Raw genomic sequence first — 20,214 nt, forward strand, 5'->3', positions numbered from 1 at the left:
GCCGGCATCCGCGGGATCAGGGTTTCGGCGCGGGACAGTAGCTGCGCAGGTAGTCCATGTGCGCCGGCATCTGCCGCGCCGTGTCCAGGACGTTGCGGCGGATGTCGTCCAGGAAGCGCTGCAGGTCGGCCGGCGACATCACGTCCGCCGTCGGGTGGTAGCGCTTGGGCACGATGCCCTGCCCCATCATCACCTGAATCCACGAGTTCTCGCCGAACAGTTCGCCCGGCACGTGGAAGACGGTGCCGGTCTCGCGGAACAGGTCGATGCGGTGGCGCAGCGTGGACGGGATCTCCATCTCGGCGATCTCGCGCCAGTACGGCGAGTCGCGGCGGTCGCTGACCTTGTAGTGCATCACCACGAAGTCGCGCACATGCTGCAGCTCCTCGTCCAGCCGCGCGTTGTACTCGTCGATCGCCGGCTGGGTGATCGTGTGCGGGAACGTCTGCAGCAGGCGCACGATGCCGCGCTGGATCAGATGGATGGTGGTCGACTCCAGCGGTTCGATGAAACTGCCGGCCAGGCCCAGCGCCACGCAGTTCTTCGCCCAGCACTGCTGGCGCTGGCCGGGCTTGAAGCGGATCGGCCACGGCTGTTTGATGACCTCGCCCTCGACGCTGGACAGGAACTGCTCGCGCGCCTCGTCATCGCTCATGTGGCGACTGGAATACACGATGCCGTTGCCGACGCGGTGCTGCAGCGGAATGCGCCATTGCCAGCCCGCCGTGCCGGCGATGGCACGCGTGTACGGCACGGCATCGCGGACCGCCGTGGTCTGCGTCGCCAGCGCGCTGTCGTTGAACAGCCACTGCGACCAGTCGGTGTAGCCGACGCCCAATGCCTTGCCGATCAGCAGCGCACGGAAGCCGGTGCAGTCGATGAAGAGGTCGCCTTCGATCGTCTCGCCGCGCTCGAGCTTGACGGAGGAAATGCACCCCTCCGCATCGGTGGCCACGTCGACGATCTTGCCTTCCACGCGCTTGCAGCCATGACGAGCGCTGAAATCGCGCAGGAAGCGGGCGTACAGCGCGGCATCCATGTGGTAGGCGTAGTTCACGTGGTAGCGCGGCAGGTGCGAGAAGCGGTCCTGCAGCGCCGCCTGCAATTCGATGCAGTAGTCGCTGTACTCGCTGGCCATGCCTTCGGCGCGCCCACGCAGCCAGAAGTGCTGGAAGCCCGCCGACCAGTGGTCCTTGCCGCTGATGCCGAACGAGTGGATGTAGCGGTGTCCGACGTCCTTCCAGTTCTCGAACGAGATACCCAGCTTCACCGTGCCCTGCACGGCCGCCATGAAGTCCTGCTCCTTGATGTCCAGCAGGCGGTGGAAGACCACCAGCGTCGGAATCGTCGCTTCGCCGACGCCGACGGTGCCGATCTCCTCGGATTCGACCAGCGTGATGTCCAACGCCTTGCCCAGTGTCTTCGACAAGGCGGCGGCGGCCATCCAACCCGCGGTGCCGCCACCGGCGATGACGACGCGCTTGACGGGACGGGGCATGACGACGGAATCCTGATTTTGCATGCGATCGGCTCTATCGGTTCAGGCGCTGCACCAGCAGCGCGCGCAGGTGACGGACGCGGTCTTCGTCGAGGGACGCCAGCACGCGCCGTGCGGATTCTGGAATGTGGGCGGCATCGACGGCCTCGTCGTAGCCGAACACATAGTGGTCGAACACATCCTTCCAGATGGCGCGCTCATGCGGCGGCAGGTCGCGCAGGCTGGTGATCGCCAGCATCAGCGCGTTCATCGGCGTGTCCATCCATGCCGGCGACCGGCGCCACCAGTAGTTCACCAGGACGTTGAATGGCTCAAGGCCTTCCATGTGGTGCCACCACATGCTGGGAATGAGCACGGCGTCGCCCGGTTCCAGTACGGCGCTGCACGCATGCCGCACCGCCTCGGGAAAACGGGGGAAGCGCGAGACATCGGGCGCGGCGAAATCGACCAGGCTCACCGCCTGTCCTGCGGGCGTGTGGTCGAGCGGACCGATGTAGAGGTTGGCCAACTGGTCCGGCGGGAACAGCGTGACGCGGCGACGCCCCGCCACCACGCAGGCCAGGTTGTCCGGCACGTCCTGGTGTGCGGCGATCCGGCTGCGGTTGCCGATCCAGATGCTGGCCAGCGGATCGCGCTCGCCCATCCCCATGGGATTCTCTGCGCGGAATCCCGGCAGGAAAGTATCCAGCGTCGTCGACGCCACGTAGATCGACGGCGGCGCTTCCGTGTCCAGATACTTGCGCAGCGTGTCCAGCACCACCGCCAGCGGTACTTCCTCGCGGCGGAAGTTGAAGCCGCTCAGATCCTCGTTGTAGAAGACGCGGCCGCCGGCCTCGGGTGGCGCCACGGTGGCGACGACGCGCATGCCGCCATGGTCGAACCGCTTCAGGTAGGCCATCGCGTCCTGCGCGGACGCGCGCGCCGCCTGCACCGCAGGCCACGTTGACGCGAGTCCGCGCAATACGACCGGCGTGGATCGCGTCAGCACCGATTCGGGAAGCGAACGCGGGTCGCTTCCCTGCAGTTCCGCGATGGGCTCAGGGACGGGCAGCACGACGTCGATTGGTCCGTTCGATCAGGTCGCGGAAACGTGACATCGAGGCCAGCACCATGTAGATGGGCAACAAATGGCCCCCGCGCGCCAGATGCGCCAACACGTCGCCAGGCAGGGCCTGCAACCTGGCCTCGTCGATCGTGTGGAAGCCGGCCAACCGATTCTGTGAACCGTCGTCCAGCGTCACGTCCAGGACGAACGACTCCAGCAGTTCGTGCTGCAGCAACGCATCGACGAAGGCAGGCGTGGCGATGACGCCGTCGTGCAACGCGAGCAGGACGGATTTCACGCGCTCGAGGTACTCGGTAGCGACGCCGTGATCGTGGAACAGCGCTTCGCCACCGTCCAGTTGCACGCGCGGATGCGCCAGGTCGACGTGGAGCAGGCGCTCCTCGCCCGACACACCCACCAGGAACGGCTGCCGCCGCACGGACAGCGGCACGTAGGTCGCATCCCAGCGCGTGTCGTCGAGGAAGAGATTCTCGCCTTCCTGCAAGCCGAACAGGGCCAGCGGCACGAAGCGGCCCTCGCCGTCGCGGGCGAACACGATCGGATAGTGCGCCTGCACATCGCGGAACTCGGCGGGAAAGGTCAACGCACGCATGACCGCGTCGCCGAGCGCCGCGCCATGGCCGGCCCGCACGCGCAGCGTCCGGTGCTCGACGTTGTTCAACAGGACGTGCTGGCTCATCGGCTCTCGCAGGCTACCAGGCAGGAACAGCGCACCCGGGGCATCGTGCCCGATCGAATCGCGCAAAGAAAGACGGAGCCGCCGGACGCGCCGGCGACTCCGCCCTGGATCACGCCACTGCGGTCAGAACTTGTACCGCAGGCCGAACATATAGCGCGGGCCGGTCTGGGTGGCGAACCGCACCATGTTCTCGTGACGGGCGTGGGTCCGCATCGTCTCGTCGGTGAGGTTGATGCCTTCCAGGCTGAGCGTCAGGTTCGGCGTCACCTGGTAGCTGACGTTCATGTCGAGCTGTCCATAGGCTTCGGTGTAGTTCGGGTTGTTGCCCTGTCCGCCGACACCGCTGAAGAACTCGTCGCGCCAGTTGTACGCGGCACGGACCTGCCACGGACCCTTGTCGTAGAACGCCACCAGGTTGGCCGAGTCGCTGAGGCCCGCCAGCGGGTACTGGTCGCCCAGGTTCGTGTTGTCGAACGTCAGGCCCGAGTCCACCTTGGTGTAGTTCGCCGCCAGGCCGAAGCCGCTTTCGCCGAACACGTGCTGTACGTTGATTTCGAAGCCATCGAGCGTGTCCGAACGCTGGTTGGCCGGGACGGTGATGTTGAAGCCAGCCACCGGATCCGTCGGCAGGCCCGTGATCGTACCCGTCATCTGTCCGGACTGGTTCAGCCCGGTGTAATTGACGCCTGGATCGTTGCGGTGATTGGTGAAGATGTAATTGCGGATGCAATCGCCATCGGTCGGCAGGCAGCCCGCCGCCAGCGCATTGTTCCAGTACGTGCCACCCACCGGCGTATGCAGCGAGAACGGCTCTTCGCGCACCACGGTGTCGCTGATGAAATTCTTGATGTCCTTGCGGAAGTAACCGACGGAGAGGTAGCTGCCCGACCCGTAGTACCACTCGAACGACAGGTCGAAGTTGTCCGACAGCAGCGGTTCCAGCGCCGGATCGCCGCGGCTGCCGTCGCCGCCGCTGATGCGCACCACGTTGGCCAGTTGCTGGCCGCCACGGATGGCGCCCCAGCCGGGACGGCCGATGGTCTGGCTGTAGCTGCCGCGCAGCACCATGTTGTCGCTGAGATCCAGCTTCAGGTCGAGGTTCGGGAGGAAGTAGTCGTAGTCGCCCTCACGACGACCGAAGGTCTGCTCACCCGCGTAGTCCACGTAAAGTTCGTTGGCGGACACCCAGCTGATCGACTCGCCGACGCGCTCCAGTGCGGTGGAAACCACCTCCGTCTTCTCGTACCGGACGCCCAGCGCCACATGCAGCGGCATGGACCAGTCGAACATCGTCGTCCACTGGACGTAAGCACTCTTCGACTTTTCGGTCGTGCGCATGTCGTCGGTGAACTGCGTCGGCATCTGGTAGCAGCTCGCGCAGCCGGATTCGGCGATGGCCGCCTGGCGCAGGCGCTCGAAATCGAACACGAGGAAGGCGTCGGTCCAGTTCGGATTCTTGTGGTTGCCGAACGCATCGAAGTACCGTGACATGTGGTCGGTGTACCAGATGCTGTCGTCGTAGTCGGCCGGCGTGCCCACGCCGCCCCACGTATCGCGCTGCATCACCGCCGACGCGGAACGGTTCTGTACGTCTATCGCCGACACGCCGAAATCCAGGCCCGAGTATTCGCCGAATTCGAATCGGCCCTTGGCCTGCAGCTGCTCGACTTCAGACTTGTTGTAGCTGTTCTGGAACACGGACCCGGTGACGAGCGCTTGCGACGCCAGCACTTCGGTCTGGCCCGGCGGCAGCACGACGTTGACGATCGGGATCTCGCCCGAATAGTCGACCGTGGTGGTACCGCGCACATAGGCGGCCACGCCCAGCACGCCGGCCGAGCCGAGCGGGCTGTCCGGCTTCGATTCGGACTGGGAGTTGTGGTAGTCGAATTCGAGGTTCAGGTTGTCGCTGACTTCCCATTCGACGTTGAAGCCCAGCGAGTCGCCCTGCGTGCGCGTGGCCAGCTGCATGCCGCCCATGGACAGGTCGGCGCCGGTCATGTCCTCGGAATAGATGATCGGCGCGGCGACCGGGCCATCGGTCCACGAGCTGTCGCCCGGGCCATAGTTGAACCACACCGACAACTCGCTGCGCTGCTGCTGCACCTTGTTCTCGATGTAGTTGTAGTCCAGCGTCGTCGTCACGCGATCGGTCGGCGCCCACTGCAGGGTGACCTGGCCGTTGGTGCGCTGGCGCTGGACGCCGTTGACGCTGTAGCCCGTGTTCTGCGGACGCGCATACACATCGTCCAGGCCCGGACGGTTCTGGATGCGGTCGTAGTAGGTCTCGCCCGGCAGTGGCAGGCGTTGCCAGCTGTTCGTGTTGTCGCCGTAGAACGTCAGCCAGCCATCGGCCACCGAAGCCTGGTTGAAGCCCGAATCGCGCTCCTGGTAGCTGCCGCTGAGCGTGATGCCGAAGCGGCCGTCAGCGTAGGTCTGGCTGAAGATGCCGGACATCTCGCCGGTGAAATCGTCGCCCTGCAAGGTCTTGGGCAGATTGCGGTTGGAACTGTCGTTGACGGCCTTCAGGCCGAAGCTCGCCACCGGCTCGGCGTCCAGCGGACGCGCCGTGCGCACGTCGATGGTCGCGCCGATGCCGCCGGTCGGATTGTCGGCGCGACCGGTCTTGAAGACGCGCACTTCCGAAATCGATTCGCTGGCCAGGTTGGCGAAGTCGAACGAGCGCGACGTGGAATTGCCCGCGCCGCCGCTGCCCAGGTTCGACGCCGGCATCTGGCGCCCGTTGAGCAGCACCAGGTTGTAGTCCGGCCCCATGCCGCGCACGGTGACCTTCGAGCCTTCGCCACTGGACGTGCGGTCGATCGACACGCCGCTGATGCGTTGCAGCGATTCGGCGAGGTTGGTGTCCGGGAATTTGCCGATGTCCTCGGCGACGATGCCGTCGACCACACCCTGCGCGTCGCGCTTGAGGTTCATCGACGACTCGAGGCTGGCGCGGATGCCCTTGACCACGACGGTGTCGAGCTCGGTGGGGTCCACCTGATCGGTCGCGGCCGTCGCGGGAGCGGTGCCCTGCGGCTCCGCCTGTTGCGCCCACGCGGGACCGGCGAGCGCCAGCAACAGGGCGGATGTCAGCACCCGCTTCTTTGGAACGGATTGAACTTGCTTCATGGACTTTCCCCTCTCCGGAAATTCACGAATGGCGTTGGCGTACGTGCTCGAGGTCCCCTTGGCCTCTTGCATGGGGCCGCATTGGACGCGTGATTGACAGCGTTGTCAACTTTCCACGATTTCAACGGACACCCGACAAAACCCCCTTGTTTTCAGCTGTATTTCGCATGTTGCGACGCAGCTGAAATCGTTTTCTCCGTTTTCGCCGGGAGGCGATGCCGCGAGAAATTTTCTGCGCGACCAGACGTAAGGTTTTCTATTGGTATGGAATCCGGCGCGCGCGCGAGGCGCGGGCGAGCCGACGCGGTCCGCGTCGCCGGGCGACGTCAACGGAGATCAGCGCCTCGTCGGCGGCTGGGTCGATTCGCGGAACAGCACTTCGTGCTCCACGCGCACCATGCCTCCCGCCTGCGAGGCACGGATGCGCGACAGCAGTTGCAGCGTTGCGAGCTTGCCCATCTCCGAGGTGGGCTGGCGCACGGTGGTCAGCGCGGGATAGATGTGGCGCGCGATCGGCGTGTCGTCGAAGCCGCAGACCGAGATGTCGCGCGGCACCGCCAGTCCGCGCTCGCACGCCGCGCGGATCACGCCGGCCGCCATGTCGTCGTTCGCGGCGAAGATCGCGGTCGGTGGCTGCTTGAGATCGAGCAGCGCATTGCCGGCCTCGATGCCGGATTCGAACGAGAAGGCGCCCTGCACGACCAGCCCGGCGTCGTAGTCCAGGCCCGCCTTCTTCAGCGCTTCCCGATAGCCCTTGTAGCGCCACTGGCAGGCGCCGTGCGCGGGAGGACCCTTGATGTGCGCGATGCGGCGATGGCCCTGCGCGACCAACCCTGCCATCAGTTCCAGCACGGCGGCGGTCTCGTCCATCATCACGCCGATGCGGCCATCCGGATGCTTGGGCGCGATGCAGGCATAGGGCACGTCGTGCCGTTCCAGGAACTCCAGCACCGCTGGATCGTCCGTCAGCGGCGGGATCAGCACCACGCCGTCGGGTGCGAAGTGCTCGAACACCACCTTCAGGTCCTCGCCCTTGCGTTGCTTGGCCGAGCCCACCGGCGCCAGCACGAGGTTGTAGTGATGGTCGCGGCAGGCATCCAGCATGCCGCTCTGGATTTCCATCAGGTAGTTGCGCGACGGGTTGTTGTAGACCAGCGCAACGACGTAGGAGCGCTGCCCAGCGAGACTGCGTGCGGACAGGTTCGGCCGGTACTGCAGTTTCTCGACCGCGGCCATCACCCGCTGGCGCATCTCGTCGCGCACGTTGGGCTCGTTGTTGAGCACGCGCGACACGGTCTTCATCGAAACGCCGGCGGCGGCGGCCACATCCTCGATCCGACTACGCATAAGGCGGTTCCCGCTCCACTTCGTCCATCCCTTCCGGCAACGAGGCCGGATTCTGACAGCGTCGCGCAGGACTGGGTATCTTGCCCGCCATGAAGACGGACTCGCGACGCACCCGCCATGCTGCATGGCAACACGTCGAGGCGTCGCGCGACGTGCGATTCCCCGCTCCACGACGGATTCGCACCGGCGCCCCTCGCACCCGGTTGACAGCATGGTGTAGCAACTGTATGACAGCGCTGTCAACTACCCTGCATCGCCACCGCCCGCCCGTGATGCGGGATGCGATGCCGCGCCCACGAGGATCCTGCCGATGCGCCATACCCCCCTGTTCGCCGCCGCCGTGCTGGCCATGTCGATGAGCGGACCACCCCCCGCACAGGCTGCCGAAACCTCCGTCGCGGTCACCATCTACACCACGGCGCAGGACAGCGCGCAGCGGTTGGCGCGTACCGGCACGGCCACGCTGAAACCGGGGCACACGCTGACCGAAGTCGAGAACTCGATCTTCGTCGACCCGACGAAGAAGCATCAGGCGCTCCTCGGCATCGGCGGCGCGATCACCGACTCCACCGCCGAGGTCTACGCCACGCTCTCGCCCGAGAAGCGCGCCGAGTTCATGCGGGCGTATTACGACAAGCAGGACGGCATCGGCTACTCGATCGCGCGCACGACAATCCACAGTTCCGACTTCAGTTCCGCCAGTTACACCTACATCGAGGAAGGCGACAAGGCGCTGGCGACGTTCTCGATCGACCACGACCGCCAGGCGCGCATCCCGATGATCAAGCAGGCCATCGCGGCGGCCGGGGGCGCGTTGCCGCTGTACGCGAGCCCGTGGAGCGCGCCGGCCTTCATGAAGACCAACAAGCACATGCTGCGCGGCGGCGCCCTGCTGCCCGAGTACCGCGACGCGTGGGCGAACTACTACGTGAAGTTCATCCAGGCCTACGAGAAGGAAGGGATCCCGATCTGGGGCATCACCGTGCAGAACGAACCGATGGCCACGCAGACCTGGGAGTCGATGCTGTACACGGCCGAAGAGGAGCGCGACTTCCTCAAGCTGCACCTCGGACCGACCATGCACGCGGCAGGCTACGCCGACAAGAAGATCATCGTGTGGGACCACAACCGCGACATGATGCTGTACCGCGCACAGGTGATCCTGGGCGATCCGGAAGCGGCGAAATACGCGTGGGGCCTCGGGTTCCACTGGTACGAGACCTGGGCCGGCTTCGACCCCATGTTCCGCAACGTCGCCGCGGTGACGGAAGCCTTTCCTGACAAGCCCGTCCTGCTGACGGAGGCGGCCGTGGAGAAGTTCGACCCGGCGCGCTACCAGCACTGGCCCAATGCCGAGCGCTATGGCACCTCGATGATCAACGATTTCAACAACGGCGCCGTGGGCTGGACCGACTGGAACATGCTGCTCGACGAGAAAGGCGGCCCGAACCATGTCGGCAACTTCTGCTTCGCGCCGCTGCACGCCGACACCCGCACCGGCGAGCTGATCTATACGCCGAGCTACTACTACATCGGCCACTTCTCGAAGTTCATCCGTCCCGAAGCGCGCCGCGTCAGTACCGCCAGCAGCCGCAGCACGCTGCTGGCCACGGCCTTCGTCAATCCCGACGGCCGCCTGGCGACGGTGGTGATGAATCCGACCGACAAGGAAATCGCCTACAACTTCTATGTCGGCCAGGCCTCGGCGGTGGTGACGATTCCCGCCCGCGCCATCCAGACGCTGGTGCAGTAGGCATGCGCGGCGCGCGGCGGTTCGTTCTGCTGGTGCTGGCCACGGTCGCCGGTGTGGCGCAGGCGGCGGAAACCTTCCCCTGGCCCGGCGGCAGGAAAGCCGCCATCAGCCTGGCCTACGACGATGCGGTGCCATCGCAGCTCGACAACGCGATTCCCGCGCTCGATCGCCATGGACTGAAGGGCAGCTTCTACCTGACGCTGGCGTCCGACACGCTGCGCACGCGCCAGCGGGAATGGGTGGCCGCCGCGCGCACCGGGCACGAACTCGGCAACCACAGCCTGTTCCACCAGTGCTCGGCCTCGCTCCCGGACCGCGCCTGGGTGGCGCCGCAGCGCAACCTCGACACCACCACGGTCGCGCAGATGGCCGACCAGATACGGTTGGCCAACGTGATGCTGATGGCGCTGGATGGTCGCACCGCGCGCACGATGACCGTGCCCTGCGGCGATACGCAGGCCAGCGATGGCAACTACGTGGATGCCATCGCATCGGAATTCGTCGCGATCAAGCGGGGCGGTGGCGGCGTGGTGGCCGACATGGCCACGCTCGATCCGGCGGCCGTCCCGGTCGACGTCCCGGTGGACGTCACCGGCGCGCAGTTGATCGCTCGCGTGGAAGAAGCCGCACGCCGCGGCACCATGGCCAGCTTCACGTTCCATGGCATCGGCGGCGATCACCTGGCGGTGTCCAGCGAGGCGCACGAAGCGTTGCTGCGTCACCTCGCCGCGCATCCTGATGTCTACTGGGTCGCGCCCTTCGTCGACATCATGCAGTACGTCGCGTCCCGGCGCCCTGCAGGGGATGCCGCACCGCCGTGAAGGTTGCGTGCCTCAGCCTCCTGCCCACCGCCAGCGCAGGCCCAGCGTGAACGTGCGGTCCGCACCCGGTTCGTAGAAGCGGCCATTGCCTTCGTTGACGATGACGGAGCCGATGTGGAAACGGTCCAGTGCGTTGTCGATGCGCGCGAAGCCCTGCAGCCGGCCCGTACCCGGCGTCCAGTCGCGCACCAGCTCGAGATTGAGCAGGCCGTAGCCGGGCGCGCGCTCGCTGCCGGTATCGTTCACGGTGACATCGCCCACGGCAACCAGCTGGGCGCTGGCGTTCCAATACGCACCCTGCCAGCGCAAGCGCACGGATGCCTGTTGCTGCGCGACGCCGGGAATGCGGGTACCGGCCGCAACCTGCACGACGGGCGAGGTGCAGCCGCTGGCGGTGCAGATCGGGAAGCTGTCGCGGAACGTCGCGTCCAGCCAGGTGTAGGCGAGCTGCAGCTGCCAGGCGTCATGCAGCGGTACGTCCGCCTGCACTTCCACGCCCTCGCGGCGCGCCGTGCCAACGTTGCGGAAGCTGCTGCGGCCGCCGACGTTGCGTGCGACCGCGAGTTCGTCGTCCGTATCGGCACGGAATACGGCGGCTTCGATGCGCGTGCCGGCATCGCCACGCCACTTCAAACCCAGCTCCGCGTTGCGGCTGGTCGCCGGACGCAGGTCGAACGCGAGTCCGGCGCCGCCATCGGCGCGATAGCCGACCTCGTTGAACGTCGGGGTCTCGAACCCGCGCCCCACCGACGCGTACAGGCGCAGCGCCTCCGACGGTGCGAACACCAGTCCGGCGACCGGGGTCGTACGTTCGTACACCACGCGACCGCTGTCGTCGGGATTGGTCGCGGTGACGTACGCATCGTCGGATCGGAAATCGACGCGGCTGTGGCGGGCGCCGACCAGCAGCGACCAGCGCGGCGCCAGCTGCCACCACGCCTGCACGTACTGGTCCGCGTTCCCGACCTGGTTGCGCTCGTTCCGCCGCAGCGCGCCGCGCACCCCCAGCGTGGTGCCGACGAAGTTCTCGTAGCCACGGCGATGCTGGCGTTGGCGATCGGCATTCGCACCCGCGCTCAGCTCGAACGATCGACCGGCCAGTTCGCCGGCCCATGACCAGCGCAGGTCGGCGCCGCCATAGTCGTTGTCCAGATCGATCACGCCGCCGGAATTGAGCGGGTTGGCCTGCGCCGCGATCGGCAGTGCGAGGTACTGCTCGACCTCGCGACGACCGCCATAGGCCATCGCACGCAGCCGATGCCCCCCGGCGAACGGCCATTCGTAGACCAGGCCCAGCTGGTCCTGGCGGACGGACTTGCGCGTGTCGTACTGCTTCGCGACAGGAGAGGCCTGGCCTGGATCCTGCCAGGCCTGCGGACGCGTCAGTCCCAGCGGATCCTTCGCGTCGGGCGCATTGAAGTGGTTGAGCAGCAGGTCAAGCGTGGCAGCGCCGGGCGTCAGCCGCAGCTTGGCGTTGAGCGATTCGCGCCGCGCGGCGCTGTGATCGCGATAGCCTTCCGTATCCAGTATCGATGCCGCGATGCTGTAGCCCAGCCCATCGCTGGCGCCGCGCAGGCGCGCACCCAGCAGCGTGCCGTCATGGCTGGCCGCGCTGGCTTGCACGCGCGCTTCGTGCCCCTCTTCGGGAAGGTCGCTCCACAGCTGGATCACGCCGCCGGACGAGTTGCCATGCAGGGCCGAGAACGGACCGCGCAGCACTTCGACGCGATCCGCACCGAGCATGTTGAAGTGCGAGACCTGCCCTTGCCCGTCCGGCATCGTCGCCGGCACGCCGTCGGCGTACAGGCGCAGCCCGCGCACGCCGAAGGTCGAGCGCGCACCGAAGCCGCGGATCGACAGCTGCGTGTCCTGCGCCAGGTTCTGCCGTTCGCGCGCGAGCAACCCCGGGATGCCGTCGAGCACCTCGGACAGCGCCGCCTGCGGGCGGGCGCCACCGTCGCCCAGCGAGACCACGCTGGTGGACGCGGGCGTATCGAACGCGCTGACCGCTTCCAGCCGCGTGGCCGTGACGACCACGCGGTCCAGCGTCTCCGCCGGCATGTCGGGAGCGCCGCCGGGTGCGGCCAGCGCGCACGGTGCGATCAACGTACTCCCCAGCAGAGGCCAGGCGCGCGACATCTTCATCATGCGGGAATCATCCGAAAAGCAGCTTGCCTTGCATCATCGACCAGTGTCCCGGGACCGAGCAGAAGAACGTGTAGTCCCCCCCTTTGCGCAGCGCCGACGTGGAGAAGGTGAGCGTGGTGGATTGCCCGCCGCCGATGAGCTTGCTGGCCGCCAGCACGCGGGCATCGCCTTTCGGGACATGATCGCTGCCGGCCGGCAGCTTTCCTGCCGCCGTCGCGAGGGCTTCGAGGTTCGCGGTGGTGGTCAACACCCAGTTATGGCCCATGATCCCGGCGGGAAGGGCGCCAGTATGCCGCAGGGTCAGTTTCACTTCCGTGCAGTCCGCCGCGATGCGGATCTCCTTCTTGTCGAACTGCATCGCATCGTTGCTGCCGATGGCGACGCTGCAGGTCTTCGCTGCCGCCTGCAACGGCGCCCAGACGAGCAGGGCGGCGATGAGGCAAGGCACGACGTGTTTCGATGGCATCAGATGTTCCTGCTTTCTCTGCGGGGAATATCCCTGCGCGACCCCGGCCGGGGCCGCGCAGGGTGAAGGGCGCGGTTGCGACGGTCAGTCGCCCAGTGCGAACACCCACACCGAACCGCCTTCCGGCACGGCCTTCTCCCAGCCCGCGAGGTCGTGCATCTTGCCCTGGATCCATTGCGCATCCACGCCCCAGCCGGACACCACGGCGATGTACTGCTTACCGTCGACGGTGAAGGTGCTGGGCGGCGCGATGATCCCGGACGGCGTGGGGAACTCCCACAGCAGCTTGCCCGTCTTGGCGTCGTACGCACGGAACATGCGGTCATTGGTGCCGCCCGCGAACAGCACGCCGCCGGCGGTGGTCATGATCGAACCCCAGTTCCACGAGTGCGGATACTTTTCGCGCCACACTTCCTTGCCGCCATCGACGCTCCATGCCTGGATGCCGCCGATGTGGTCGAAGTCCTTCTTCACCGACAGGTCGAGGCGGTTGATGTCCACGCCCGCCGACCACTGGCCCGGGATGCGCGGCTGGATCATGCCGGTCAGCGTGAGGCAGTGGTTGTCGTTGTACGGGATGTACAGCATGCCGGTCTTGGGGTTGTACGCCTCGTACGGCCAGTCCTTGCCGCCCCACAGGCTGGGGCAGTAGGTGCGCGTCTTGCCGGTGGCCGGCTTGGCGTCCTCGTTGTAGGTCGGACGTCCGGTCTTCGGGTCGATGCTGGTGAATACCGTGTTGTGCACGTACGGTTCGGACTTGTTGTAGGTGATCCGGCCCTTGTCGTCGCGGTCCAGCCAGTACAGGCGGCCGTTGCGCTGCGCGCTGATCAGGCCGGAGACCTTCTTGCCGTTGCGGTTGAATTCCACCAGCGTCGGCGCGTTCATGCCCGCCCAGTCCCACGAATCGTTCCAGTGGTACTGGAAGTGGCTGACGATGTCGCCCGACTCCGGATCGAGCGCCAGCACGGATGCGAGATACAGGTTGTCGCCGGGACGCTGGTCGCCCAGCCACGGCGCACCGTTGCCGACGCCCCAGTAGATGACGTTGTTGGTGGCGTCGTAGTTGCCCGGCATCCACATCGTGCCGCCGCCGTTCTTCCACGCATCCTTCCACTCGCCATCCTGCGGCCACGTCTCGAAGCCTTTTTCGCCCGGCCCCGGCACGCTGTAGCGTGTCCAGGCCAGCTTGCCGGTTTCGGCATCGAACGCCTTGAGGAAACCGCGTACGCCGAACTCGCCGCCCGACGGCCCGATCAGCACCTTGCCCTTGACCACCAGCGGCGCGGACGTGATGTAGGCGCTGTCCTGCTCCCAGTCGCAGACCTGCGCCTCCCACACCAGCTTGCCGGTGGTGGCATCCAGCGCGCTGAGCATGCAGTCGATGCTGCCGACATAGACCTTGTCGCCGTACAGCGACACGCCGCGATTGGTGCGATGGAGCGCACCGAGGCCTTCCGGCACTTCGCGCACGAACTTCCAGCGGACCTTGCCGGTGCGCGTGTCGTAGGCGATCACCTGGTTGTGCGGCGTCGCCACGAACATGTAGTCGCCGTTGACGATCGCAGGCGCCTCATGGCCCGAATTGACGCCGGTGGCCGCCGACCATACCGGTCGCAGCTTGGCCACGTTGGCGGTCGTGACCTGGTCCAGTTCGCTGTAGCTCCAGCCGGCGTAGTTGCCCTTGGTCAGCAGCCAGTTCGCAGGCTCCTGTTTGGCGAGCCGCGCATCGGTGACGGGTTGGTAATCGGCCGCGGCGAGCGGGGCCGAAGCGAAGGTCGCGACGAGCGCGGCCGTGATCAACTTCAGGTGCATGGGTCTCCTCCCGGGTGATGCGTTGGTGTAGGTGATGGACGTTGGAACGGGGTGCGGCTCAGGTGGTCGGCGGACCGAGCGGGCCATCGAACTTGCCGCTGACCACCAGTGCGCCGTCCTTGATCGTCAGCGGCAGCATGGCGAGCCGGCGCGTGGCCGGTCCCTGCGTGACGGCGCCGCGGTTGGCCGCGTCGAACACCGAGCCATGGCAGTTGCAGACGATCTGCGTCTGGCTGGGATGCAGCGTGGTGATGGGACAGCCGTAGTGCGTGCACAGCGACGAGAACGCGACGATGCCGTCGGCGGCGTTGCGCGCACTGGTCGGCTTCAGGTCGGCCGGCTTCAGCCGCACCACGGTCAGCAGGTTGGCTTTCGAGATCAGCACCTTGCCGGTGGCCGGATCCATCGGATAGGCGAGCAGCGGCGGCTTGCCGATCTCGATATCCGCCGGCTTCACTTCCTTGCCGGCCTTCGGACCGATCATGTAGGCGAGCTTGTCGCCCGGCTCCGGCTTCTGGCCGCGCGTGCCGGCCGCCGGCGCGGGCGCCTGGGCATTCGCGCCCAGGCTGGCAACGGCCATCGGCGCGAGCGCCGCCAATGCCAGGGCACCGCTCAGCATGCTGCGACGGCCGCTGTCGTCCGGATGGTCGGCGCATGCGCAGGCACAACCGCGCTGTTCTTTCGTATCGCTCATCGTGTCGGCTCTCTTCTTCAGGGCGTCTGCAGGTAGACCACGTGGGTCTCGGTGAACTCGAGCAGGCCGTGCTTGCCGTCGGCGCCCCCGATGCCGGACTTGCGCCGGCCCGCATGGAAGCCCTGCATCGCCTCGAAGTGCTCGCGGTTGATGTAGGTCTCGCCGAAGCGCAGCTCGCGTGCGGCCTTCATCGCCGCGTTGATGTCGCGGGTGAAGATCGACGACGTCAGTCCGTACTCGGAGTCGTTGGCCAGCGCGATGGCTTCGTCGAGGCTGTCGACCACCTGGATCGGCAGCACCGGGCCGAACGTCTCCTCGCGCATGATCGCCATGTCGGCGCGCGCATCGACAATCAGCGTCGGCTCATAGTGGAAGCCCTTGCCCAGCTCCGCCGGCTTGCCGCCGGTCACGATGGTGGCGCCGTCGCGCTTGGCCTGTTCCACCGCCGCCGCCACCTTGTCCAGGCCGGCCTGGTTCACCAGCGGGCCCATCTGCAGGTCGTCGCGCTCGGACGGATCGCCGTACTGCGTGGTGCGGAACAGCTTGACCAACCGCTCCACCAGCGCCTCGTGAGCGCCCCGCTCCACGTACACGCGCTCGGCGCAGTTGCAGACCTGTCCGGTGTTGATCACGCGCGAGTCGTAGATCGCCTTCGCCGCCAGATCGAGGTCGGCATCGGCCAGCACGATGGCCGGCGCCTTGCCGCCCAGCTCCAGGTTCACGCGGGTCAGGTTGCGGCCCGCCGTCTGCATGATCCGGCTGCCGGTGGCGACGCTGCCGGTGAAGGTGATCAGGTCGACCTGCGGATGTTCGACCAGCGCCTGGCCGGTGCTGCGGCCCAGGCCGCCGACCAGGTTGAACACACCCTTCGGCAGGTCGGTCTCGTCGACGAGCCTGGCGAACTCGTACGCATTGATCGGCGTTTCCTCGCTCGGCTTGATCACGATGGTGTTGCCGGTGACCAGCGCCGGCGCCAGCTTGCGTGCGATCAGGAAGAACGGGAAGTTCCACGGCAGGATGCCGGCGACCACGCCGATGGGCTTGCGGAACAGGAAGATGTTCTCGTTGGCGCGGTCGCTGGTGAGGATCTCGCCTTCCAGGCGGCGCGCCCACTCGGCCATGTAGTCGATGTAGTCGGCGGTGAAGTCGACTTCGACCTGCGCCAGCTGCTGGATCTTGCCCTGCTCGCGGACGATCACGCCGGCGAGCTCCTTGCGGTGTTCGCGCAGTTTGGCGGAGATCTGGCGCAGATAGCCGGCGCGCTCGATCGGCGCGCGCTTCTCCCACCCCGGCTGTGCGCGGCGCGCGGCGGACACGGCCGCGTCCACGGTGGCGGCATCGCTGTCGGGGATGCGCGCCAGCAGCGCGCCGTCGGCCGGATTGGTGACGTCGATGGTCGCGCCGCCGCCCGCGACGAAGGCGCCATCGATGTAGTTCTGGTAAGTCTGTGTCATGGGGTTTCCTTGGCTTGCGTTGTCCTTGCCGGCGCGCCGTCCATGGGGAACGGTGTGCCGCGTGCGGCGATTACCACACGTAGGCGTACTTGAGGTTGAAGCTGTCGTTGACGCTGTGGTTCTTGCCGTCGAGCGAGGTCGAATAGCGCAGCGTGATCGACTGGTTGTCGAAGGTGTGGATCATCAGGCCCGCACCGCCGTCGATCGCCCAGCCGGTCGGCAGGCCATCGTTGGACTCGGTGTGCTCGGCATCCAGCGCGAGGAACGGTTCCAGCCGGTGCGTCGCGCGATAGGCGAACCGGTTGTTGGTGTGCAGGGTCAGGCCCGGCTGTACGCCGCTGTCGCGACGGCTCTGCCAGACGAAGCCGGCGTCGCCGGTCCAGCCGAACTTGTCGCCCATGCGCCAGTCCCAGAAGAAGCTGGAGAGGTTCTTCCAGTTGGTGTCGCTGACCCGCTCGGTACCCACCGGCACCTGCACGAACGACTGGAAGCCGAGCGTGGCCTTCTCGCTGGGCTTGTACCAGATGGCGAAACCCGTCAACGGATCGCCGATGCCGCTGATATGGCGATCGCCCGGCGCAGCGGACGTGTTGCGGATCGCCACTTCCGGCACGATGACTTCCCACGCCACGCCGATCTTCTTGTTCGATTCCGGTGTCCAGAAGCGCACGTACTTGGACAGGCCGGTCAGCGCCTTGCTGCCCGAACCGTCGACACGGTCGCCGTCGGCGTCGAACACGCGCGCGTTGTCCTGGTAGGTGGCGTACTGCACGAACACGTTGAACGGCTCGAAGCCGACCGGCAGTTCGTACTCGCGCGGGCCGATCACGTCGAACGTGGTCTGCGCGCTGGCCTTCCCCGCGATCGCCAGCAGCGGCAGCAGTGCCAGCGGCAGCAGGCGCGGCAGCGAGCGCATCGTCTCTTTCTTCATGGTGGTGCTTCCCTCCCGAGTGAATGGACCGGTCGACCTGCGGATCCGCGTCCGCGCCGTCACGGTGTGTCCGGGACGCCGATGCGCATGCGCATCGGGTCCACACGGGAGGTAGCGCAAGGCGCGTGCCACGTTGCACTGCAACGCAACAGTCACGTGCGATCACGCGGAATCAACGACTTGCGCCGGGCATTCCGTTACTTCCATGCGGCAGTGCAATGCGATTGCGACACCTGCCCGCGACCAGCTGTCGCACGCCTGCGACAGGTGTCGCACGTCGCGGCTCGCGCTTTCCAGGAACGGCGCAAACGAAGACGGCCCGTCATGGACGGGCCGTCTGGCGGAAGGCAACGGGCGGAGACCGCTATCCGGACTGCGTGGGCGACACGATGTCCAGCCGCTTCATCCGCCGATAGACCGTCGCACGACACGATCCCAGGTCGCGCGCGGCTTCGCTGATATTCCACCGGTTGCGGCGCAGCACCTCCAGCAGCGCGGCCCGCTCGTCATCGCAGGCCACGGGCTCGCGCGGGAACGGAATCACCGTCGCCGTCGCATGCCGGGACGGGGCCTCGCTCTCGACGACCTCCTGCGGCAGATGGTCCATGCCGATGGTGGCGCCATCGGCGATCGACAACGCGTAGCAGAGCGCATTGCGCAACTCGCGGATGTTGCCCGGCCAGTCATGGCGCAACAAGGCGGCGACCGCGTCCGGGTCGATCGCGGCCCGCACGCCCATCGCTTCCGCCTCCATCTCCAGGATGCGTTCGATCAGGAAGGTCCTGTCGCCGCGCTCACGCAGCGCGGGCAGAGCCAGCGTCGCACCGCACAGGCGGTAGTACAGATCCTCGCGGAACGTGCCCGCGACGATCTGGCGGCGCAGGTCGCGATGCGAGGCGGCCACCACGTTGAGGTCGACGCGTACGGGTTCGTCCGCGCCCAGCGGCAGCACTTCGCGTTCGGCCAGCACGCGCAGCAGGCGCGTCTGCAACGGAAGCGGCATATCGCCGATCTCGTCGAGGAACAGCGTGCCGCCGTCGGAGCGCTGGATCAGTCCCTTCATGCCCTTGCTGCGCGCACCGGTGAACGTCCCGGGCGCATAGCCGAACAGCTCGCTCTCGATCAGCGACTCCGGGATCGCCGCGCAGTTGACCGCCACGAACGGGCGGTCGGCGCGGCGACTGGCGTCGTGCAACGCACGCGCCAGCACTTCCTTGCCGGTGCCGGTCTCCCCTTGCAGGAAGATGCTGACCGGCTTGTCGACCAGGCGCGCCGCCCGTTCGAGCAGCTGGTCCATGCGTGGATCGCCCCCGGACAGCCGCGAAAGCACGCTGTCCTGCAGCGGATCGCGCTGCGCATCGCCCGCCTCCGGCACGTGCAGGCGTGGTGCGGTCTTCGGCGCGATCATCGAGGCGTGGTAGCCCTGCCCGTCCCATGTGGTCACCACGCCTCGCGCATCGTGCGACGTGCCCTTGGTCAGTCGCCAGATGTCGTCGATCCGCGTGCCGAACACGCCCGTCAGGTGGTTGTCGACGAGTTGCGCGCGCGCGGCGTCGCGCGTGTGCAACGATTCCAGCAGCCTGAGCTGCTGGCGGGCGCCGCTGTTGGCCCCGACGATGCGGCCGTCGCGATCCACCGCGAGCATCAGCTCGCCGCAGACGTCGACCATGGGACCGACGGTGCCGAGCCGCAGGATCCAGTGCGCGCGGAACTGCCGGATGAAGTTCGCATCCTCGATCATCCGGGCATGCAGCACGGTCAGGTGGCGCGCCAGGTGCAGGCTCTCCCGCCGGTCCGGCGACGACAGCGCGGAGACATCCAGTGCCCCCATGAAGGCGCCATCGGGATCGTACAGCGGCGTACTGGTGCAACTCAGGCCGACGTGGCCGATGTAGAAATGATCCGCGCGGTCGCAGATCACCGTCGACTGCTCGGCGATGCAGGTGCCGATGCCGTTGGTACCCGCATGGATCTCGTTCCAGTTGGCGCCCAGCGCCAGGCCGGCCCGGCGCAGCGGCGCGTCCCACGTGTCGTTGCCGATGAAGTCCAGGGTAACGCCTTCCGCATCGGTCAGCAGCAGCACGTAGCCGAGGTCCGAAACATGCTTGTACAGCTGCTCCATGCCGGCGCGCGCCACGTGCAGGTGCTCTTCGAGCTGTTGCCGGCACTCGCGCAGCCGCGAATTCGTCTCGATGCGTACGTCCGGGCGCATCGCCGGGTCGAGTGCGTGCTCGGTGGCGCAGCGGCGCCACGAACGGTGGATCAGATCGGTGTTGGTGTTGCTGCCGGTGTGTGGCGATCCCGAATGGATCACCCGCAACACCGTTTCGACGTGTTGTTGGACAGTTGACATGCCACCCCTCCCAAGGCCGGCCGAAGACATTCCCGCTTGCGTGCCGTTCGTGTGTATGGA

At 66.8% G+C, this 20,214-nt stretch carries 14 protein-coding genes; 2 read left to right on the forward strand and 12 right to left on the reverse strand.

The window, feature by feature from the left end:
- Window positions 1-16: 16 nt before the first annotated feature.
- The 5 genes from AC1Q5B_RS02155 to AC1Q5B_RS02175 form a co-directional block, all read right to left on the reverse strand.
- Window positions 17-1,498, reverse strand: a complete 1,482-nt coding sequence (locus AC1Q5B_RS02155; RefSeq protein WP_492630096.1) for a tryptophan halogenase family protein — start codon at window positions 1,496-1,498, stop codon at window positions 17-19.
- A gap of 34 nt (window positions 1,499-1,532) precedes the next feature.
- Window positions 1,533-2,552 carry a cupin-like domain-containing protein gene (locus AC1Q5B_RS02160; protein WP_492630097.1) on the reverse strand — a complete coding sequence of 340 codons (1,020 nt, stop codon included), beginning with the start codon at window positions 2,550-2,552 and terminating at the stop codon, window positions 1,533-1,535.
- Window positions 2,536-3,243, reverse strand: a complete 708-nt coding sequence (locus AC1Q5B_RS02165) for a SapC family protein (RefSeq protein ID WP_492630098.1) — start codon at window positions 3,241-3,243, stop codon at window positions 2,536-2,538. Before AC1Q5B_RS02165 ends, AC1Q5B_RS02160 begins: the two co-directional genes overlap by 17 nt.
- Window positions 3,244-3,366: 123 nt before the next feature.
- Window positions 3,367-6,375 (reverse strand): TonB-dependent receptor, encoded by a 3,009-nt coding sequence (locus AC1Q5B_RS02170; protein WP_492630099.1) that lies wholly within the window; start codon window positions 6,373-6,375, stop codon window positions 3,367-3,369.
- A gap of 336 nt (window positions 6,376-6,711) precedes the next feature.
- Window positions 6,712-7,722: a LacI family DNA-binding transcriptional regulator gene (locus AC1Q5B_RS02175; RefSeq protein ID WP_492630100.1), complete on the reverse strand. Its 1,011-nt coding sequence runs from the start codon at window positions 7,720-7,722 to the stop codon at window positions 6,712-6,714.
- A 310-nt stretch (window positions 7,723-8,032) separates the two neighbouring features.
- Here AC1Q5B_RS02175 and AC1Q5B_RS02180 point away from each other — a divergent pair, with 310 nt between their 5' ends.
- Complete coding sequence (locus AC1Q5B_RS02180; RefSeq protein ID WP_492630101.1) at window positions 8,033-9,475, forward strand: glycoside hydrolase family 30 protein; 1,443 nt, start codon at window positions 8,033-8,035, stop codon at window positions 9,473-9,475.
- A gap of 2 nt (window positions 9,476-9,477) precedes the next feature.
- A complete protein-coding gene (locus AC1Q5B_RS02185; RefSeq protein WP_492630102.1) occupies window positions 9,478-10,296 on the forward strand; it encodes a polysaccharide deacetylase family protein in 819 nt (272 codons plus the stop codon).
- Between the two features lie 12 nt (window positions 10,297-10,308).
- On the opposite strand, the gene AC1Q5B_RS02190 is transcribed toward AC1Q5B_RS02185, so the two are convergent.
- From AC1Q5B_RS02190 to AC1Q5B_RS02220, 7 genes are all read right to left on the reverse strand, one after another.
- Window positions 10,309-12,444, reverse strand: a complete 2,136-nt coding sequence (locus AC1Q5B_RS02190; protein ID WP_492630103.1) for a TonB-dependent receptor family protein — start codon at window positions 12,442-12,444, stop codon at window positions 10,309-10,311.
- A gap of 7 nt (window positions 12,445-12,451) precedes the next feature.
- Window positions 12,452-12,910, reverse strand: a complete 459-nt coding sequence (gene azu / locus AC1Q5B_RS02195) for an azurin (RefSeq protein ID WP_492630104.1) — start codon at window positions 12,908-12,910, stop codon at window positions 12,452-12,454.
- A gap of 84 nt (window positions 12,911-12,994) precedes the next feature.
- The gene (locus tag AC1Q5B_RS02200; RefSeq protein WP_492630105.1) at window positions 12,995-14,722 is read right to left on the reverse strand and encodes a PQQ-dependent dehydrogenase, methanol/ethanol family; all 1,728 of its coding nucleotides are present in this window, start codon (window positions 14,720-14,722) and stop codon (window positions 12,995-12,997) included.
- 58 nt (window positions 14,723-14,780) lie between these two features.
- On the reverse strand, window positions 14,781-15,416 hold the full coding sequence (locus tag AC1Q5B_RS02205; RefSeq protein WP_492630106.1) for a QcrA and Rieske domain-containing protein: 636 nt from the start codon (window positions 15,414-15,416) through the stop codon (window positions 14,781-14,783).
- 17 nt (window positions 15,417-15,433) lie between these two features.
- Window positions 15,434-16,870 carry an aldehyde dehydrogenase gene (gene aldA / locus AC1Q5B_RS02210; RefSeq protein ID WP_492630107.1) on the reverse strand — a complete coding sequence of 479 codons (1,437 nt, stop codon included), beginning with the start codon at window positions 16,868-16,870 and terminating at the stop codon, window positions 15,434-15,436.
- A 70-nt stretch (window positions 16,871-16,940) separates the two neighbouring features.
- Complete coding sequence (locus AC1Q5B_RS02215; protein ID WP_492630108.1) at window positions 16,941-17,801, reverse strand: transporter; 861 nt, start codon at window positions 17,799-17,801, stop codon at window positions 16,941-16,943.
- A 364-nt stretch (window positions 17,802-18,165) separates the two neighbouring features.
- Window positions 18,166-20,154 carry a sigma-54-dependent Fis family transcriptional regulator gene (locus AC1Q5B_RS02220; RefSeq protein ID WP_492630109.1) on the reverse strand — a complete coding sequence of 663 codons (1,989 nt, stop codon included), beginning with the start codon at window positions 20,152-20,154 and terminating at the stop codon, window positions 18,166-18,168.
- Window positions 20,155-20,214: the final 60 nt, after the last annotated feature.

Source organism: Pseudoxanthomonas sp. GW835-FHT14C01 (assembly GCF_058793715.1).

Excerpts from the sequence above, each read along its gene's own strand:
- AC1Q5B_RS02200 (WP_492630105.1), bottom strand. The coding sequence starts at position 14,722 with ATGCACCTGAAGTTGATCACGGCCGCGCTCGTCGCGACCTTCGCTTCG.
- AC1Q5B_RS02170 (WP_492630099.1), bottom strand. The coding sequence starts at position 6,375 with ATGAAGCAAGTTCAATCCGTTCCAAAGAAGCGGGTGCTGACATCCGCC.
- azu (WP_492630104.1), bottom strand. The coding sequence starts at position 12,910 with ATGCCATCGAAACACGTCGTGCCTTGCCTCATCGCCGCCCTGCTCGTC.
- AC1Q5B_RS02190 (WP_492630103.1), bottom strand. The coding sequence starts at position 12,444 with ATGATGAAGATGTCGCGCGCCTGGCCTCTGCTGGGGAGTACGTTGATC.
- AC1Q5B_RS02205 (WP_492630106.1), bottom strand. The coding sequence starts at position 15,416 with ATGAGCGATACGAAAGAACAGCGCGGTTGTGCCTGCGCATGCGCCGAC.
- AC1Q5B_RS02175 (WP_492630100.1), bottom strand. The coding sequence starts at position 7,722 with ATGCGTAGTCGGATCGAGGATGTGGCCGCCGCCGCCGGCGTTTCGATG.
- AC1Q5B_RS02215 (WP_492630108.1), bottom strand. The coding sequence starts at position 17,801 with ATGAAGAAAGAGACGATGCGCTCGCTGCCGCGCCTGCTGCCGCTGGCA.
- aldA (WP_492630107.1), bottom strand. The coding sequence starts at position 16,870 with ATGACACAGACTTACCAGAACTACATCGATGGCGCCTTCGTCGCGGGC.
- AC1Q5B_RS02155 (WP_492630096.1), bottom strand. The coding sequence starts at position 1,498 with ATGCCCCGTCCCGTCAAGCGCGTCGTCATCGCCGGTGGCGGCACCGCG.
- AC1Q5B_RS02180 (WP_492630101.1), top strand. The coding sequence starts at position 8,033 with ATGCGCCATACCCCCCTGTTCGCCGCCGCCGTGCTGGCCATGTCGATG.
- AC1Q5B_RS02165 (WP_492630098.1), bottom strand. The coding sequence starts at position 3,243 with ATGAGCCAGCACGTCCTGTTGAACAACGTCGAGCACCGGACGCTGCGC.
- AC1Q5B_RS02220 (WP_492630109.1), bottom strand. The coding sequence starts at position 20,154 with ATGTCAACTGTCCAACAACACGTCGAAACGGTGTTGCGGGTGATCCAT.
- AC1Q5B_RS02185 (WP_492630102.1), top strand. The coding sequence starts at position 9,478 with ATGCGCGGCGCGCGGCGGTTCGTTCTGCTGGTGCTGGCCACGGTCGCC.